The following is a 17989-nucleotide window of genomic DNA, read 5'->3' on the forward strand; positions in this document are numbered from 1 at the left end:
TAAGAAAATTAGTAGTACAAACACAATATCCATCTGTACTACCAGCTTTGTTAATATATTATAATCTTCTACTGTCCTCTAAACTAGCATTTATCAAGGACTAGGAGGAGGTGTAAGTCCTAAAAGAACAGGCGTTATTACGCTACTGCCAGCACCAAGGCGGATTTGTTGAATTTGCAATACTTTTACAGTAAGTTCTAAGACAATTTTTTCACGTAATGTGCTGAATGTCCCTTCAGGAGCCGCCATAATCGGTGAAAAATCAAGTTCAAAGAAGTTGGCAGCTACTAATTCACCAAATGGTTGTTCATTGTATTTAACAAGATTTTGGAAGAAAGCCTTATCTAATCGAGCATCCATTTGTGTTCTTTCGTTAAGGAAGTTCGCTTCAGCAAACTCGGAAATGCCTAAGATTGGTGTTGCGCCTCCAGGTGTTTGTGGGAAAATAAGATCTGTAAAACCAGAAAACGGAACGTCAGCAATTCTATCTCGAAGTGCCCCATTACATGCTGATGAAGCATATTCAATATTTTTCCGAATATGTCCTGCTACAAATAATTTAGCTCTTGTTACTCTAAAGAAATCAGTACCACCAATACGTGCAAAGCTAACTGGTACCAGTTTCACTTGATTTAGGAAGACATTCTTTTTCACTCGTTTGATTTCTGTAGCAGCAGGGCTAAGTGTAATATCCGACTCAACAACGATTTGCAGTGTTGGTTCTGCCAATACAACTGGAACTTTGATAGTTGGCGTTGTAACTGGTGTAGTGACTACTGGTGTAATCTCATTCGTTAATGGAATTTGTTCAGTTGATGTTACAGGACAAGGTTGAAATTGGCTTTCTAATTGATCGCTCAAAAAATTCCCTCATTTCATTTTTTTAGTATTAGAGAGCTCTCCTATCGCTAGAATATGTAGCATTTAAATCTATACATGGACGTATATATTAGTTTTATTTTTTATTTGAATTAAGGGATAAATTTCTATAACCCTCCATTACCTTGCCAGTCAAACAGTACTTTAATTTTTTGTACTTGTAACATTTGGATAATTAATTCTAATACTATATTTTGACACAATCGATTGGGATGAATGGCTGACTTATTTTGCGTATTAGATACCCTATATTCAATATTATGCTGTATGTAGCCTTCTATAAATAAATTCCCCTTTAATACAGTTCTTGTTCCATTTCCCAATGACTGGGATCTATGAATAGGTACAAATCTACAATCGGATAGTACTACCTCATTTGTGATCTCTTTAACCTCTTCAATTCCTTTATCAAAAGCAATTTTTTCCTCCATACATATTTCTATTTTGTATTCCCCTAGCACAACAGGAACTCGTATATGTATAAAAGGCTCAGAGGAGTTAATCTCTCCTTTTTTAATTGCTTGTGAGTTATGTAAGGGAACTACTACTGATTTAAACGGATGCTGCTCACTACCATTTTTTTTATTAGTATCCGTTCTCATTAAAGAAATCATTTGATTAATGTTGGAGCTAACCAAACGACAATATGGTTGTTCAGGGTAAATCGAAATCGTTTGGAGTAGCTTCGTCTGAAGTTGGGGAGATAGGTTATCATTTAAATCAAGAAAATCAAATATTGTATTTTGAACATTATCACCATAAATAGGAGCATGAAGAAAATCGTTAATTTCTACATAAGTAGAAAAGGGACTTTTTTGGATAATGGTGCATACTTCTCCTTGTAAAGACTTTGCAATCTCTTTATTACGATTTGGAGGATTGTTTTTCTCCTTTTCTGCTATATCATCCAAATGCATATTATTTTCAGCCTCTGACAGAGCTCTATTGAAAGATTTTGGATTATTGTCTGATTGGGCTGTTGAATTTTGTTCTTCAAGGGAGTTCTCATCACTATCTAGTAGATGGTCAATTTCTACCTTTGTTGGACTGGGTACGATTTGATAGCATGCTATCTGGTCTAAAGTGAATTCCTCTACATGGTTCTCATCCATATGTCGGAAATTTTCTTCGTTCTCCTTAACATTCGCTTCTATAGGTATGGGTATGGACGCTAATTGCTCTATTAAGGTCACTTTTGTGTGACTCTCATCGATATCTATGTGATGTTCGTTTTCTTGCTCAACATTTGTTTCTTTAGATATAGGTAGATCTTCATTAGATGGTAATAGCTCTGCTAGGCTAGCATCCTCCCTGAAGTTCTCAAAATTTGGGTGATGTTCGTTTTCTTCCTCAATAGTCGGCTCCATAGGTTCGGAGAGCTCTTCATTAGAGATTATATGGTCTGTTAAAGTTGATTCCTCTGTAATTGGTTTATATTCTTTTTCATCAAGCAGATTATTATTTCCATTAAAAGTCTGTTCTAATGGAGATTCGTCATCTATTTTAGTTTGATATCTCCACTCAGTGTATTTATTTTGTTTAGAGGATATTTTTTTCATCTCTCTAAAATTAATCCATGGAGTTGCCATTCATTCACTCCCAAATAATGATTTGACAAAAAAAGCATAACCATCAATTTTTAATTAAGTTTTAATCCATTAGCTAATTCTTCTGATACGATTATGTTAGGACAATTGAAAATCTACAATACTAATTACAATCCATATTATGCAATATTTTTACTTTTGTCACAGTCCCACCATGAGATACAATTGGAAGACGCATGTCCTTATCTTGCCAAAAAAAGCAGTTAAAAGTTCGAGTAAAAGTGAACTTTCAACTGCCCAACAACATATTTGATTTTATATCAGTATTATTGTTACCATTTTTGCTCCACTACATAAAAAAATTAACAAGGCTCAGTAGGCGGAATCATATCAGGAACAATTGGTGTTGCTGGTGGAGTAAGCCCTGGTAGAACAGGTGTTACTACACTACTTCCAGCGCCCAAACGGATTTGTTGAACTTGCAATACTTTTACAGTAAGTTCTAAGACAATTTTTTCACGTAATGTGCTGAATGCTTCTTCAGGAGCTGCCATAATCGGTGAAAAATCAAGTTCAAAGAAATTGGCTGCTACTAATTCACCAAATGGTTGTTCATTGTATTTAACGAGATTTTGGAAAAAAGCCTTATCTAATCGAGCATCCATTTGTGTTCTTTCGTTAAGGAAGTTCGCTTCAGCAAACTCGGAAATGCCTAAGATTGGTGTTGCGCCTCCAGGTGTTTGTGGGAAAATAAGATCTGTAAAACCCGAAAACGGAACATCAGCAATTCTATCCTGAAGTGCCCCATTACATGATGATGAAGCATATTCGATATTTTTCCGAATATGTCCTGCTACAAATAATTTAGCTCGTGTTACTCTAAAGAAATCAGTGTTAGCAATACGCGCAAAGCTAACTGGTACCAATTTCACTTGATTTAGAAAGACATTCTTTTTCACTCGTTTAATCTCTGTCGCTGCAGGACTAAGTGTAATATCCGACTCGACAACGATTTGCAGTGTTGGTTCTGCCAGTACAACTGGAATTTTAATAGTTGGCGTCGTAAGTGGTGTAGTAACTAGTGGTGTAATCTCATTCGTTAAGGGTATTTGTTCAGTTGATGTTACTGGACAAGGTTGAATTTGATTAAATTGTTCACTCAAAAAATTCCCTCATTTCAATATAGTATTAGTGAGCTCTCCTATCGCTAGAGTATGTCGCAATTAAATCTATGTATGGACATTGAACTTGTTCTTTTACATATTTTATTTGGAATGTTTGAGGTTGTGATTTTCCCGGTTGATCTTACACAATGGGCTAAAACTCCATTTAAGCAGGAATTTAACGCAGACCCCCTTCAAATATGATTTACGTAAAAAAACCACTTAATAATATTAAGTGGCTTTCTCTAAGTTATGTTGATAATAAATTATACAAGCTGTTATTCAAATTCATAGGATATGGCAGACAGTGCGTATAATGGCGCTGTTTCTGCTCGTAAAATTCTCGGTCCTAATGACATCGTTTGAGCGCCTGCTTGTAATAGCGCTTCCGACTCTTGACGAGAAATGCCTCCCTCAGGACCAAAGATAATAAGCATTGATTTCGATTTCTTATCATACACGTTTTTTAGCTTCTCCGCAAACCTTGTGCGCTTTTCAGCCTTTGCATCCTCTTCATCAGCAATAAAAACGGCATCGAATTGATCTATTTGTTGTACTAGCTGTTTAAATGATATGGGTTCAAAAACTGTTGGAATATGCGTACGGTGAGCTTGTTCCGCAGCTTCCTTAGCAATTTTCTGTAATCTTTCTTGCTTTTTTGCTCCTTTTTTCTTGTCCCATTTCACAATGGAGCGCTCAGCTTCAAAGGGTAATAAAGCAAACATTCCTAGCTCTGTGGCTTTTTGGGTAATAAGCTCCAGCTTATCACCCTTCGGTAAACCACATGCTACTGTTACTTGAATGGGTAACTCTGGGGAAGGGATTGTTTGTCCAGTCGCTTCAATGACAACCTTATCCCCTTCAAATCCTTCAATTGTGCATATATACGCAGTGTTTTGTGCAACAACTACAATGTTGTCGCCTTGCTTCATACGCATCACTCGTTCAATATGCCGTGCATCTTCTCCACTAATACGTGCATTTTCGATAGCTGTCTCAATAAAATAACGTTGCATGCCACACAGTCCTTTCTAGCAAGAAAGGAAAACGCCAAATCACAAGCACACGGCTCACGATTTGGCGCTTCCTCAGTCATGTTATAGTGGACGACGGGCAATAATGGCTACCCAATCTTCCATTAATAATACTTCTTCAATCACAAAGCCTGAAGCTTCTAGTGCTACTTTCACATCATCTCGTTTTGCACCGATGATGCCCGAAGTGACATATAATCCACCTGGTTTTACAATTGTATACGCGTCATCTGTGAAGGACATGATGATTTCAGCCAAAATATTAGCGACTACTACATCTGCTGGTTCTTTTACAGTATCCAATAAGTTACCATGGAACACTGCCACCTTATCTTCCACTTTATTTAATGCTACATTTTCTCGCGCTGAACGTACAGCAACCTCATCTAAATCAAGCGCATGCACACTTTTGGCACCAAGTAATGCTGCACCAATAGACAATACACCCGATCCTGTACCGATATCAACAACTGTATCCCCTTCTTTAATGACCTTTTCAAGTCCTTGTAAACACATTACCGTTGTTGGGTGGGTACCTGTACCAAATGCCATACCAGGGTCTAATTCAATAATTAGTTCATCTGTTGAAACAGGTGTGTATTCCTCCCATGTCGGTACGATAGTAAAGCGTTCAGAAATCTTAACAGGATGGTAGTATTGCTTCCAGGCAGTTGCCCAATCTTCTTCATTGACTTCCACAATGGATACCACATTTTCACCGATATCAATGTTAAAGTTCGTTAAATTTGTGATAGCTGCTTTTATTTCTTCGACTGTTTCATTTAAAAAACTAGACTCTGATAAATAAGCTTTAACAATCACGCCATCTTTCGGAAAATCATCTTCATTTAGCGCATAAATTTCACCATATTGATCTTCACGTGGCTTCGCAAACTCTGCAGAATCTTCGATGACAACACCACTTGCACCTGCTTCATGCAAAATATTCGAAATTGCTTCTACCGCATCATTTTTTGTATGAATGGATAATTCTGACCACTTCACGTAGCTCTTCAGCTCCTCTAATTATTCACCTTGGAATTTTTTCTTAATTTTATCGAATAGTGAACTACCTTGTTCTTCAGGGATATCGCCACTAATTTCTGCAAATTCTCGTAGTAATTGTTTTTGTCTTTCCGTTAATTTTTCTGGTGTCATCACTTTTACTGTCACATATTGATTACCCATACCATAACCATGAACATTTTTAACACCTTTATCTTTTAGACGGAATTGAGCACCTGACTGTGTTCCAGCTGGAATACGTAATTTTACTTTCCCATGGACTGTTGGTACTTCAATTTCATCCCCAAGTGCTGCTTGAGGGAATGTTAATTTCAACTCGAAGTAAATATCGTCTCCATCTCGTTCAAAATCCTTGTGTCCTTGAACGCGGAACATAATATATAAATCCCCTGCAGGTCCACCGTTTATACCTGGTTCACCTTGACCAGATACACGAATTTGTTGTCCATCATCCACACCTGCTGGAATCGTCACTTTAATTTTCTTACGTTTTTGGACTTTTCCTTCTCCACGACAAGTCGTACATTTTTCTTTAATAATTTTACCTGTTCCATGACATGTTGAGCATGTACGACGATTCATCATACGACCAAATGGTGTATCCACTGCTTGATTGATTTGTCCTGCACCTTTACATGTCGAACATGTTTCTGGTTGCGTGCCTGGTTTTGCTCCTGAACCGTGACATGTTTCACACGTTTCATCTTTTGGGATTTCTATTTCTGTTTCTTTTCCAAAAATAGCTTCCTCAAATTGGATGTTCATACGATATTGCAGATCATCCCCTTTACGTGGCGCATTTGGATCCTGACGGCGACCACCTCCGCCAAAGAATGAACTGAAAATATCCTCGAAGCCGCCAAAGCCGCCCCCTCCAAAGCCACCACCAAAACCAGCATTCGGATCCTCATGACCAAATTGGTCGTAGCGTGCTTTTTTCTGGTCGTCACTTAATACTTCATATGCTTCAGCGATTTCTTTGAATTTTTCATCTGCACCTGGCTCTTTATTAAGGTCAGGGTGATATTGTTTTGATAATTTACGGTATGCTTTTTTAATCTCATCTTTTGTAGCCGATTTTGTTAAACCAAGCACCTCGTAATAATCGCGTTTCTCCATGATTCACACTCCGCTCTGTTTGCATAAAATCTATTGTAACATGCAGTTGAAAAAACTGCCTCATTTTTTCGATTAAAGGTTCTATAAATTCCAATAATGAAGATATTCACTTCCTAGCAGCTAACGTATGCAACTATCCCATAAATGGTGCATTTACGTGAAGTGACCTCACATCATGACAAAAGCCAAAGCCGCAAGCGGTCTTTGGCTTTTTCACTTTACTGTGTTACTTCTTATTTATCATCTTTTACTTCTTCGAATTCAGCGTCTACAACACCGTCATCTTTTTTACCAGCATCAGTGTCTGCACCTGCATCGCCACCTTGAGCTGCTTGAGCAGCTGCTGCCGCTTGTTCGTAAACTTTCATCACTAGTGGCTGTAATACGCCTTCTAGTTTTTCTTTAGCTGCTTTAATACCTTCTAATTCACCAGCTTCAAGCGCTTTTTTCAATTCATCACGAGCATCTTCCACAGATTTTTTCTCGTCTTCTGTAATTTGCTCACCAAGGTCAGCAATTGTTTTATCCACTTGGAATACTAATTGGTCTGCTTCGTTACGAAGATCTGCTTCTTCTTTACGTTTAGCATCTGCTTCAGCATTAGCTTCAGCATCTTTTACCATGCGTTCAATTTCTTCCTCTGATAAACCAGAATCAGATTGAATCACAATTGTTTGCTCTTTGTTCGTACCAAGATCTTTTGCTTTTACAGATACGATACCGTTTTTATCAATATCGAATGTTACTTCGATTTGAGGTACACCACGAGGTGCTGGTGGAATATCTGCTAATTGGAAGCGACCTAATGTTTTATTGTCAGCTGCCATTGAACGCTCACCTTGTAAAACATGAATATCTACAGCTGGTTGGTTATCAGCTGCTGTAGAGAAAACTTGAGATTTTGAAGTAGGGATAGTTGTGTTACGGTCGATTAATTTTGTGAACACGCCACCCATTGTTTCAATACCAAGTGAAAGAGGTGTTACGTCAAGTAATACAACGTCTTTCACATCACCTGTTAATACGCCACCTTGTACTGCAGCACCCATTGCAACAACTTCGTCAGGGTTAACACCACGGTGAGGCTCTTTTCCTGTTTCTTTACGTACTGCTTCTTGTACTGCTGGAATACGTGTAGAACCACCAACTAAAATAACTTGGTCAATTTCAGAAGTTGACAGACCTGCATCAGATAATGCTTGACGTACTGGTCCTACTGTACGATTTACTAATGGTAAAGTAATTTCGTCAAATTTCGCACGCGTTAAAGAAATTTCTAAGTGTAATGGACCTGCTTCTCCAGCTGTAATGAATGGTAGAGAGATTTGAGTTGATGTTACACCAGATAAATCTTTTTTCGCTTTTTCAGCTGCATCTTTTAATCGTTGCATCGCCATTTTATCTTTTGATAAGTCAATGCCATTTTCTTTTTTGAATTCAGCTACTAGATATTCGATAATTGCGTCATCGAAATCATCTCCACCTAGTTTGTTATCACCAGCTGTAGCTAGTACTTCAAAGACACCGTCACCTAACTCAAGGATAGATACGTCAAACGTACCGCCTCCAAGGTCAAATACTAATACTTTTTGATCTTGATCTTGTTTATCTAATCCATAAGCAAGAGCTGCAGCAGTTGGTTCGTTGATGATACGCTCTACTTCTAGACCTGCGATTTTACCAGCATCTTTAGTAGCTTGACGCTGTGCATCATTAAAGTAAGCAGGAACTGTAATAACTGCTTTTGTCACTTTTTCCCCTAAGTAGTCTTCAGCATAGCCTTTTAAGTATTGAAGAATCATTGCAGATACTTCTTGTGGCGTGTAGTCTTTATCTTCTACTGTTACTTTTTCAGCTGTACCCATTTTTGATTTAATAGAAATGATTGTGTTAGGATTTGTTACTGATTGACGTTTCGCCACTTCACCAACTTGACGTTCACCATTTTTAAAGGCAACAACAGATGGCGTTGTACGGTTTCCTTCTGGGTTTGGAATTACTTTTGGTTCTCCACCTTCAAGTACAGAAACGCAAGAGTTTGTTGTTCCTAAGTCAATACCAATAATTTTGCTCATTAAAATTTCCTCCTATTATGTCAACGCAAGGGATGCGTTTTCTAACTAATTTTAATTGATTAAATAGTGCAAGACTATTCGTTCACAGATACCATTGTTGGGCGTAATACACGATCCTTTAAGATATACCCTTTTTGTAGTTCGCGTAAGACGATACCCGTTTCTTTTTCACTATCTTGTTCTTGCATAACAGCTTGGTGAATCGTTGGATCAAATTGCTCACCTTCAGCTTTAATGACTTGTAGACCTTCTTTTTCTGTTGCTTCAATTAAAGAGCGATACACCATTTCAATTCCTTTAATGATCGATGCAGTCTCTTCAGAAGTTGTCTCAACTTGTAAAGCACGTTCAAAATTATCAAGGACTGGTAATAGATCAGATAGTAAGCTTTGGGCGCGATACTTTTCAGCTGCCTCACGGTCTAACTGATTACGACGGCGCATATTATCGAAGTCAGCACGTAAACGTAGGTGACGATTTTCCTCATCAGCCAGCTTTGCTTGTAGTTCAGCCAGCTTAGCCTCATACTGTTCTTCAATTGATAACTCTGCTTCTTCCTGAACTTCTGTTTGCTCTACTTCCTCAGTTGTCGTTTCAGCTTGTACATCTTCTTGTACTAAATCTTTGTTTTCAGTTGTTTCCGTCACTTGAATCCTCCTCATTATCATTCACTACGATTCTTCATAAAGGCTTGTGTTAAATCCAAGCGCATTACGTCTAATAAAGCCACAACACGCTTATAATCCATACGTGTAGGGCCAATAATAGCAATGGCTCCCTGTTGATCATCACCAATAGAATAGGTAGTGGTAATGACACTGCAATTTTCCATTTCTAGTTGTTTATTTTCTGAGCCTATCCGAATATGAATACCTGATTCATTCGGATGGAAAAGTGACTGCACTTGGCTAGTCGTCTCCATTAAGTCCAAAATCATCCGGACTTTATTTAAGTCATGGAATTCTGGCTGGTTGAACATATTCGTTTTCCCACCATAGAAAATTTTACTTTCTGAATTATGCATTGTTGCTGTGATAAGTGCGCGAATAAAATCATCCGCTGATCGAACATGTTGCTGTAACACGGCTAGCACTTCAGCTTCAAGGCTTTTATGGAGATCTTCTAATGAAACTCCAATAAGGCGATCATTTAAGATATTCACCATTTTCTCTAAATCAGAAGCGGTAAAGTCAGGTGGTAGAGTGAACATGCGGTTTTCTACATGCCCATTATTCGTCACGATAATCGCTACTGCTGTGTCGCTAGAAAGGGGGACAATTGAAAACCGTTTAACACGATGCCTCTGGACATCAGGTCCTAAAAGTATGGAAGTATAAGATGTCAGCTCTGATAAAATGTTGGCTGACTTTCGGATAATATGCTCTACTTCTACTAGTCGATCATTAAAAATTGATTGAATTTGTTGAATGTCCTTGGAATTAATACCTTGAGGACTCAACAAATGATCTACATAAAATCTGTAACCCTTTTCCGAAGGCACTCGACCAGAGGAGGTATGCGTTTTTTCTAAAAAGCCTAATTCCTCTAAATCCGCCATTTCGTTTCGAATAGTGGCTGGACTAAATGTAATCCCTTGTTTTTTGGAGATTTGGCGAGAACCTACCGGCTGCGCAGACACAATAAAGTCGTCTACAATGACTTGCAATATCTGTAACTGCCGATTTGTTAGCATGATTATCACCTCTGTTAGCACTCAACTAAGAGGAGTGCTAATACTATTATTAAGTTATCAAATCCCACATTTTATGTCAACGATATCGCTCAATCTTCTAGCAAAAATTGTTGAAATACTTCATTGCCCACAAAACGTCCTTTTCTTGTCAGGCGTACACCAAGTTCATCCTGTTCTAAAAGCCCCTTTGACACTAGATCTTTTATTACCACATCATAATGGGCAGACATCGGTGTATTAAATTTCTCTTCATATAAAGTGTGCATAACACCCTCTGTTTTTCTTAGCCCTAAAAACATTTGTTCTTCTCTTTTTTCCACTTGTGATACTTCATGTGCGTGGACAATTGGTAGCTCATTTGCCTCAACAGCTTCCATATACTTTTTTAATGGACCATGATTGGAATAGCGTATACCTGCTAAATACCCATGAGCCCCTGCGCCAAACCCCGCATATTCATCATTATCCCAATAAATCTTGTTATGCTCTGAATGATACCCAGGCTTTGCAAAATTACTAATTTCGTATTGTTGAAGCCCATGTAAGGCCATTTGTTGCATCAGCACATCATACATATCCGCTTCTAAATCTTCTGTCGGTAAATACAGTTTCCCTTTAGCGTACTGATTATAAAAAATCGTTTTGGGTTCCACAATAAGAGAATAGGCGGAGAAATGTGGCAAATCAAGAGTAAAAGCTTTGGCTAAGGAGTCCTTCCATTGAGCCATTGTTTGTCCAGGTAAACCATACATTAAATCAATGCTAATATTACGGAAGCCAATTTTTCTTGCCAAGGCGATCGTTTCATAGACATGATCATTACTATGAGTGCGTCCAATCTTCTGTAGTAATCCTTGGTCAAAAGATTGTACACCCATGCTTAATCGATTAACACCACCGTCAAACAACACCTGCAATTTGGCTGCAGACAATTCATCCGGATTTGCCTCTGATGTAAATTCTGTCACACTATTCATTGGAATATACGTATGAATAGACGTTAGTAGTTTGTCCAATTGCTCAGGAGATAAAGCTGTCGGTGTTCCACCACCCAGAAAAATCGTCTCGATGTTATGGAATTTTTCAGGATGTTTTTCTGTTGTCAAGGCCATTTCTTTTCCAAGCGCTTCTATATATTCATCCACTGGTTGATTTTTAAAATAAAATTTATTGAAATCACAATAATTGCAGATTTGATGACAGAAAGGAATATGAATGTAAACACCTCGTGCCATAGCAATCCCTTCTTTCCCGTTAAGTCTTTTCCATTTCTACATTATAACGAATCGATAGAAGGAACGCTATGAAACCCCATAGGTTCTTTTAATGAATATTGCTTCTGTAATGACAAAACAAACTGCACCTCCGATTATTAGTTAGAATCTAACAATCGAAAGTGCAGAATTTTTCATGTATAAAAAATGATGCCCACAGCCATTCCTAACAGCACCAATAAATAAGGCTGTATTTTCCACCGAATTAAACACCATAAAAAAATAGCCACTATGAAAATATCTAACATGCTAAGGATGGTTTGTGTCACAATAGGATCTACAAAAGCAGCGGCTAGAATGCCAACGACCGCCGCATTCGCGCCTGCCATCGCACCTCTAAGACGTGCAATTCGACTTAGGCTAATCCAAAATGGTAGCGCCCCAACCACTAGCAAAAACGCTGGTAAAAATATTGCAAGAGTAGCAATAATTGCTCCTGGAACGCCTGCAATAACCATACCGATATATGCAGCAAATGTAAATAAAGGTCCTGGAACTGCTTGTGTCATACCGTAGCCAGCTAAAAAATCTGAAGTACTTATTTGACCACTTTGAACAAATTGTGTTTCCAGTAAAGGTAAAACTACGTGACCGCCACCGAATACTAAGGCACCTGCAAGATAAAACTTCTCTATCATGGAAATCCACTCATGATGCCATAAGGCACTTAATATAGGTAAACCTAGGAGTAGCATGAAAAAAAGTACTAGTAAAACCGTGCCAGTTGTTTTAGAAATAGGTATAAGAACTAATTTTGAGGTATTACCCTCGTCACTTTTTTTTAGAAGTTGAAAGCCTAAACAAGCAGCGATCAATATTGCTGCGATTTGAGCAAATGGATTTAGCCATGTCAATACTGTTATCATTGTCAATAAAGCAATCAACCAATGCCATTTTGTCGAGAGTAGCTTTTTGCTCATATCAAAAATAGCATGGGCGACAATCGCCACTGCTACTAACTTCAAACCATGAATCCAATCCATCTTTAACTCTGTATACTTGGAGAAATAGGCAAAAAGTATAAGTATCAGAACGGATGGTAAGGTAAAACCAAGAAATGATAGAAAGCTTCCTAACACTCCTCCTCTAAGTAAACCAATTCCCATCCCCACCTGACTAGATGCAGGACCGGGCAAAAATTGACTTAACATAACAAGTTGACCATAATCATGTGCAGAAAGCCATTTACGTTTCTGTACATATTCCTGTTGAAAATAACCTAGATGAGCTGTTGGGCCTCCAAACGAGGTACAGCCCAATTTTAAAGCAACAAAAAAAATCTCCCAAAGCCTTCGCAAACTCTCAACTACTTTCCATATCTTTTATTTCATCTTACACGGAAGGCTATGTTTTTTAGGTTAAGAGTTTGTAAAATTTACTTCATTATTCATCTCTCTTTATTTTAATTGCAGAACCTACTTTACTACCCTCTTTATTGATTGGAATTAAAGTGTATTTTTTTTCTGTTAGATAGAGTGCATCTACACGACTTCCCCACCTAGTACCCTCTTTATTTAATGGATAGGGTGTTGCAAAAGTCCATGATTGTCCAGATTTTGATTGGATTTTAAAGTGTAGCGCATCATTGACAACACTTTCCTCAGTATGAAAATAAATCGTTGTAGAAATAGGTGTGGAGACAACTTTATCAATGGTTATTTCCTGCTGATCAACATGCTTCACTTTTTTATCAATGGAAAAGATTTCACGATCTTGTTGTAATTGCTCTTGTGAAGCATCTACCTGAAATTCCCATGGCTTCTCAATTGGTGTTTCAACATTCCAATCTTTATAACGAATAACTAATTCTAATTGTTCATCAGTCGGAAAATCATCCATTTTAATACTATTGTATATCGTATAGACGTTGGCAGACTTTGCTATGGACTGTCCTCCATTACGAACCATATAATCTTGACCATTGACGAGAATTTGCGGAAAGAAAAACACTTGATGGTCTGGCTTAAACTCTTTTCCAGGTTCGAAAGTTGCATTCAGTAAAATTTGATTGTCATCTATAATCACTTCATTTAATGTTAACCGTCCTAAGCTATTGCTAGCTGTTTTCCCCACATCCGTTTTATAGGCTTCAAAATTCACATCCTGATCCCACCACAAATACAGCGTCGATCCACTAGCAATCATTAATAAAAGGATCACAATAATAAGCCATTTCTTACTTCTCCGATTTTCCTTATCCAAATCCACAACTCGAATCATATCATTGGACAACCGTACACCTCATTTTTATAAAAATCGTTATGATTCATTGTAGTGCTCAATCATGCATTATATAACCTTCTATGTTGAAGATTCATTATGTATAAAAGGATTTACATCCCTTTATGTAGATGACGAACTTTATTGACTTCACGCATTAAATAGTCCACAAAGAGATCATCTCTTACTAGCCATGCTTGTTTATTTCGCTTTAAAAACCACTCTGCTTCATTAAAGCTCGCAAAGGATTGTGTCAGTGGCATGTTATTTTTTTCAATTATCCAATCAACCTCATCGTTTGAAGAAAGCACGAACATTTCATCTTGCTGATTTTTATAGAAACTCCCAAACGTAGACCCTTTTACATTATAGCGATTTCTTTTAGCATCCTCTGGAATAGGCTCTATATGGAATGTTGCCACTACATACTGGTTGTAAGCTTCCACCGTTAATGAGCAGCCAGCAGCCTTTTGATGCCCACCTCCACCATATTTGGCAGCAATTGCTGACACATCAATATGATCATGGATTGTTCGAAAGGATATCTTTTTACTGCCCATATTAATCATCGCAATATAATCAAGATGCGGATTTTCCTTTCCCAATTCATTGCCAAGTTCAGAAAGATAGGATTCTGCATAGACAACCCCAGCATAGTATTCACCCAAAGTGGTTTGAATAAGTTCCCGTTTCTTACGCCGAATGTAACGTTCTGTTTTTTCTTCTTCCATGCTTAAAATTTTCTTTTCAAAATCATCGAAGTCAAAGTGATCACTTGTTTTTAAACGCTCAAGCATCTTCTCTTCAAACTCTTCAATAGACACTAGAAAAAAGAGTGCATTTAATCTTTGCGCTTGTAAATTGCCGTTCTTTTCCCATTCCCATGTATCGTATTGTCTTACTAACTCTACAAATTCAGAAACGGCTTCTGTTTTTTCTAATAGTCCATGGATAACCAGGCATTGATAATATAAAGATGTAGCTGACGTTAAAAAGCCTTGCTCGTCCTCAATTAATACTTTTCCCCATTCATATTGATTGAAATGGATTGCTGTCTTATGATGATCCAGCAATTGCACATTACCAGTCGCCTGATAATAATCATGAATCCTTTTTTCATTCTCTTCATTTGGAGAAAGATCTGTAATAAACAAAAATGTTTTCTGTTGCTCATTCTCCAAAAAGAATTCGATTTCGCGATCAAGTGCAGTAATGGAATTGTAGCGTATCTTCACCTCATCGTTAAAAGCAAGCTTGGCTAAAATCCCACACCCTACTCCGTCTAAATCGTTATGTGATAATAATTTATACATGCTCTCACCTCGATTGTAGTATGAGTATTTTTTCGGTATTCAAACAGCTAATGACGTTCAATACGTAACACCATTGATATTGTTTTTCAGATAACATACATTAAAACCATATATCTTTAGGATGAAAGGGGACACAGTGAATGAAAAGGAAACTAGCTTATAGTGGAATCGGATTTATTTTGTCTTTGTTTTAAACCTTTGTAATTGTAATTAAATTCTTTTATTCTTGCGAAATTTTCTCCAATTGGGCGATCACTTTATCGTATGTTGCCAATTTAATTTGTTCTAGCACTTTAATCTGAGCCTGTTGTCTTTCAGCTTCCATCATTATCAAAGTTGTTTCTACATTCATTTCCCTCTGCTCCTTCTACATTAAAATAGGTTATTTAGAATCTCTATTCAAAATCTCCTTGATTAACCCAAAATATTTCATCCAATGTCGCATTCACTGTATAGCAAATCAGTAAACAAAGCTTCAAGGATGGATTAAAACTCCCCTTCTCTATCCGTAGTACAGTCTGTCTTGATATTCCTACTGCATCGGCTAATTGTTGTTGTGTCAAATCTGCTTTGACACGTGCAATTTTTACATGATTTTTCATATATTAACCTCCATATATATGGAGTAAAATATAGTTTACTTTATGTAAATTATATATCACATATATTTTAAAAATAATATCTAATGTTACACCTATTTAGTAGAACAGAATATACTTCGTAGTATAAAAGAAAATAAAATAATTGGTATATTTATGGTAATTAAATATTTTTTATGTTAGAATTTTCCATGAATGGTTTTTGTATATCAACCGTTCCCGAAATATCAGAAAAGAATGGGGGTCTTAAATGAAAAAATCAGTCCTACTTAGAGTATTGGCATTTATAGCCGTATTGCTTATCCTTTTTTCAGATGGGATACAAACCTATGATTTTCTTATCCTATTGTTTGCTGTTTTCTTTATAGGTACCCCGTGGTACAAATTTTTCAAAAAAAAGTAAATTTAAATTTAGGAGGAATAGTAAATGAAGAAAAAATTGATCTTTTTTGTAATGGTTATGTTTTTAGCATTTCAACCCCTATCTGTAAATTTAGGTGCTTTAGCTAAAGAAAAAAATGAAACTACTGACACTACTGATTGTAATAGTTGCTCACAACAAGCACCTTTGCAAATTGAAAAGAATGGTTTCCTTAATGACTCAGTAGTTGTAAATGAAGTGAAACAGGATTTAGATATTGCAGAGAATTTCACACATAGTGAATACAGTAGAGAAGACTTTGATTGGCAAAATACTGAGTATATGGATTACGGTAAGAATAAAGATGGTTTGATGATTCCTTATAAAAAGAACAATGAAAGTTTTGATATTCGATTATTGACTACTTATGATAAAATCACTGGTGAAGTTGGCGAATTTATCATTATGAAATCAACTTTAGATATAGAGAATAATGAAATCAATGTTACTTATGCAACATTAAACAATGAAGACATGCTTGGTATGACTCTTGAAGTAGGTACAAATAAAGTAATTGATAAACAAGTTTATTTCGATGAAAATTCAGAAGTTTCCCTTTTATCAACCAATATTGCTAAAGCAGGTTATTGGAGTGATTCATGGGAATGCTTAAAAAACTATTGGTATGATGCCCCTGAACTAACAAAACAAATTTGTAGTGCCGCATGTGCGTCAGTAATATTTGGTGGCAATGTTGTAGGTGCTGTTGCGTGTGCTAGTTGTTTAGGTTCTCATGTTATGGTATGTCTAATCCATTAATAGTTAATTAAAAATCCCCTTCTATGGACGTTTAAAAGGTAAACCGATAATAAAATTGTTTAATATTATTATAAAAATATAAGAGCCTTGCTACACTCTAGCGTGTAGTAAGGCTCTTTAAAGTTGTTTAATTCTTATTGAACTAAAGCACCCTGTTAGTTGAAGAACTAATTTTACGAAATAATTCCTTTATAATTGTTGTATAGTACTATATTATTCCGCATGTTCTTTCATTATTTTATCAAGTGCTTTAAGATAAGCATCTTTATTTTCCTTACTTAACTCATAAAGTGCATTATCCCAATTTTCCCCATCTACACCCGATAAATGTGGAGTACTTTTTAGTACAGCTTCTTGCATATTCGGTTTATCCTCTTTACTAGCGTCTTTAATAAGCTTTGTTGCTTTTCTTGCATCTGTAACCCCTACTTGTATGTCTTTGTGAATGTCTTTGTATTTAACAGGAACATTTATATATTCCATATTGTCTAAAATCTTATCCATCTTGATTGCTGTTTTTAAAATATCTTTTTCTTTTTCTTTTTCTTTGTCTTCCATAGCTTTCATCGAGTTTACTATGAATATCTTAAAAATATCACTCAAGCATTTGCCAACTACTCTAAGCAATCATGGAATATTGGCAAAATGGCTCAGATGAATAATCGTTTTTTAATTAGCCTGAGAAATAAGTTATTAAAATTAACACCTCAAGTAATGATTCAAAAACAAGCACAGCATGTCTATAATTTTGAAACCACAAAATAAACAAACTATAACGAAATTCTTAAAATCTGCACTTTCTTTGTGCAGATTTTTTCTTTTAACTAGGCAAATAGATAAAAAGTAATAGCTATTAAAGTTTTTCCT

The 17989-nt window shown here is 36.6% G+C and carries 16 protein-coding genes and 1 pseudogene; 1 reads left to right on the forward strand and 16 read right to left on the reverse strand.

Annotated elements, in window-relative coordinates; all coding sequences use genetic code 11:
- Positions 1 to 93 precede the first annotated feature (93 nt).
- The 15 genes from NY607_RS05905 to NY607_RS05975 form a co-directional block, all read right to left on the reverse strand.
- Positions 94 to 861, reverse strand: coding sequence for a CsxC family protein (locus tag NY607_RS05905; protein WP_131520549.1), 768 nt, complete (start codon positions 859 to 861; stop codon positions 94 to 96).
- Between the two features lie 125 nt (positions 862 to 986).
- Positions 987 to 2468: a BC_2427 family protein gene (locus tag NY607_RS05910; RefSeq protein ID WP_259419312.1), complete on the reverse strand. Its 1482-nt coding sequence runs from the start codon at positions 2466 to 2468 to the stop codon at positions 987 to 989.
- A gap of 320 nt (positions 2469 to 2788) precedes the next feature.
- Positions 2789 to 3589, reverse strand: coding sequence for a CsxC family protein (locus NY607_RS05915; RefSeq protein WP_131520548.1), 801 nt, complete (start codon positions 3587 to 3589; stop codon positions 2789 to 2791).
- 278 nt (positions 3590 to 3867) lie between these two features.
- The gene (locus NY607_RS05920) at positions 3868 to 4605 is read right to left on the reverse strand and encodes a 16S rRNA (uracil(1498)-N(3))-methyltransferase (protein ID WP_259419313.1); all 738 of its coding nucleotides are present in this window, start codon (positions 4603 to 4605) and stop codon (positions 3868 to 3870) included.
- A gap of 81 nt (positions 4606 to 4686) precedes the next feature.
- Positions 4687 to 5628 (reverse strand): 50S ribosomal protein L11 methyltransferase, encoded by a 942-nt coding sequence (gene prmA / locus NY607_RS05925; protein ID WP_004227050.1) that lies wholly within the window; start codon positions 5626 to 5628, stop codon positions 4687 to 4689.
- Positions 5629 to 5649: 21 nt separating this feature from the next.
- On the reverse strand, positions 5650 to 6768 hold the full coding sequence (gene dnaJ, locus NY607_RS05930) for a molecular chaperone DnaJ (protein WP_016995416.1): 1119 nt from the start codon (positions 6766 to 6768) through the stop codon (positions 5650 to 5652).
- 233 nt (positions 6769 to 7001) lie between these two features.
- Positions 7002 to 8843, reverse strand: a complete 1842-nt coding sequence (gene dnaK / locus NY607_RS05935) for a molecular chaperone DnaK (RefSeq protein ID WP_131520547.1) — start codon at positions 8841 to 8843, stop codon at positions 7002 to 7004.
- Between the two features lie 74 nt (positions 8844 to 8917).
- The gene (gene grpE / locus NY607_RS05940) at positions 8918 to 9490 is read right to left on the reverse strand and encodes a nucleotide exchange factor GrpE (RefSeq protein WP_131520546.1); all 573 of its coding nucleotides are present in this window, start codon (positions 9488 to 9490) and stop codon (positions 8918 to 8920) included.
- A 17-nt stretch (positions 9491 to 9507) separates the two neighbouring features.
- Complete coding sequence (hrcA, locus tag NY607_RS05945; protein ID WP_131520545.1) at positions 9508 to 10536, reverse strand: heat-inducible transcriptional repressor HrcA; 1029 nt, start codon at positions 10534 to 10536, stop codon at positions 9508 to 9510.
- Between the two features lie 89 nt (positions 10537 to 10625).
- Complete coding sequence (gene hemW / locus NY607_RS05950) at positions 10626 to 11771, reverse strand: radical SAM family heme chaperone HemW (RefSeq protein ID WP_131520544.1); 1146 nt, start codon at positions 11769 to 11771, stop codon at positions 10626 to 10628.
- A 173-nt stretch (positions 11772 to 11944) separates the two neighbouring features.
- Positions 11945 to 13129: a chromate efflux transporter gene (chrA, locus tag NY607_RS05955; protein ID WP_259419444.1), complete on the reverse strand. Its 1185-nt coding sequence runs from the start codon at positions 13127 to 13129 to the stop codon at positions 11945 to 11947.
- A 64-nt stretch (positions 13130 to 13193) separates the two neighbouring features.
- Complete coding sequence (locus NY607_RS05960; protein ID WP_259419314.1) at positions 13194 to 14042, reverse strand: DUF4179 domain-containing protein; 849 nt, start codon at positions 14040 to 14042, stop codon at positions 13194 to 13196.
- A gap of 101 nt (positions 14043 to 14143) precedes the next feature.
- Complete coding sequence (locus NY607_RS05965) at positions 14144 to 15343, reverse strand: DHH family phosphoesterase (RefSeq protein WP_259419315.1); 1200 nt, start codon at positions 15341 to 15343, stop codon at positions 14144 to 14146.
- Positions 15344 to 15563: 220 nt separating this feature from the next.
- Entirely contained in the window at positions 15564 to 15695 is a 132-nt protein-coding gene (locus NY607_RS05970; RefSeq protein WP_255501587.1) for a hypothetical protein, read from the reverse strand.
- A gap of 43 nt (positions 15696 to 15738) precedes the next feature.
- A complete protein-coding gene (locus NY607_RS05975; RefSeq protein WP_054550090.1) occupies positions 15739 to 15945 on the reverse strand; it encodes a helix-turn-helix transcriptional regulator in 207 nt (68 codons plus the stop codon).
- Between the two features lie 424 nt (positions 15946 to 16369).
- On the opposite strand from NY607_RS05975, the gene NY607_RS05980 reads away from it, so the two are divergent.
- Positions 16370 to 17122, forward strand: a complete 753-nt coding sequence (locus tag NY607_RS05980) for a hypothetical protein (protein ID WP_259419316.1) — start codon at positions 16370 to 16372, stop codon at positions 17120 to 17122.
- Between the two features lie 213 nt (positions 17123 to 17335).
- Here NY607_RS05980 and NY607_RS05985 read toward each other — a convergent pair.
- A pseudogene (locus tag NY607_RS05985) lies at positions 17336 to 17671 on the reverse strand (hypothetical protein); the annotation flags it as partial.
- Positions 17672 to 17989: the final 318 nt, after the last annotated feature.

Source organism: Lysinibacillus sp. A4, from assembly GCF_024919535.1.
GTDB lineage: Bacteria > Bacillota > Bacilli > Bacillales_A > Planococcaceae > Lysinibacillus > Lysinibacillus capsici.

Excerpts from the sequence above, each read along its gene's own strand:
- NY607_RS05910 (WP_259419312.1), bottom strand. The coding sequence starts at position 2,468 with ATGGCAACTCCATGGATTAATTTTAGAGAGATGAAAAAAATATCCTCT.
- NY607_RS05920 (WP_259419313.1), bottom strand. The coding sequence starts at position 4,605 with ATGCAACGTTATTTTATTGAGACAGCTATCGAAAATGCACGTATTAGT.
- dnaJ (WP_016995416.1), bottom strand. The coding sequence starts at position 6,768 with ATGGAGAAACGCGATTATTACGAGGTGCTTGGTTTAACAAAATCGGCT.
- dnaK (WP_131520547.1), bottom strand. The coding sequence starts at position 8,843 with ATGAGCAAAATTATTGGTATTGACTTAGGAACAACAAACTCTTGCGTT.
- hrcA (WP_131520545.1), bottom strand. The coding sequence starts at position 10,536 with ATGCTAACAAATCGGCAGTTACAGATATTGCAAGTCATTGTAGACGAC.
- hemW (WP_131520544.1), bottom strand. The coding sequence starts at position 11,771 with ATGGCACGAGGTGTTTACATTCATATTCCTTTCTGTCATCAAATCTGC.
- NY607_RS05965 (WP_259419315.1), bottom strand. The coding sequence starts at position 15,343 with ATGTATAAATTATTATCACATAACGATTTAGACGGAGTAGGGTGTGGG.
- NY607_RS05970 (WP_255501587.1), bottom strand. The coding sequence starts at position 15,695 with ATGAATGTAGAAACAACTTTGATAATGATGGAAGCTGAAAGACAACAG.
- NY607_RS05975 (WP_054550090.1), bottom strand. The coding sequence starts at position 15,945 with ATGAAAAATCATGTAAAAATTGCACGTGTCAAAGCAGATTTGACACAA.
- NY607_RS05980 (WP_259419316.1), top strand. The coding sequence starts at position 16,370 with ATGAAGAAAAAATTGATCTTTTTTGTAATGGTTATGTTTTTAGCATTT.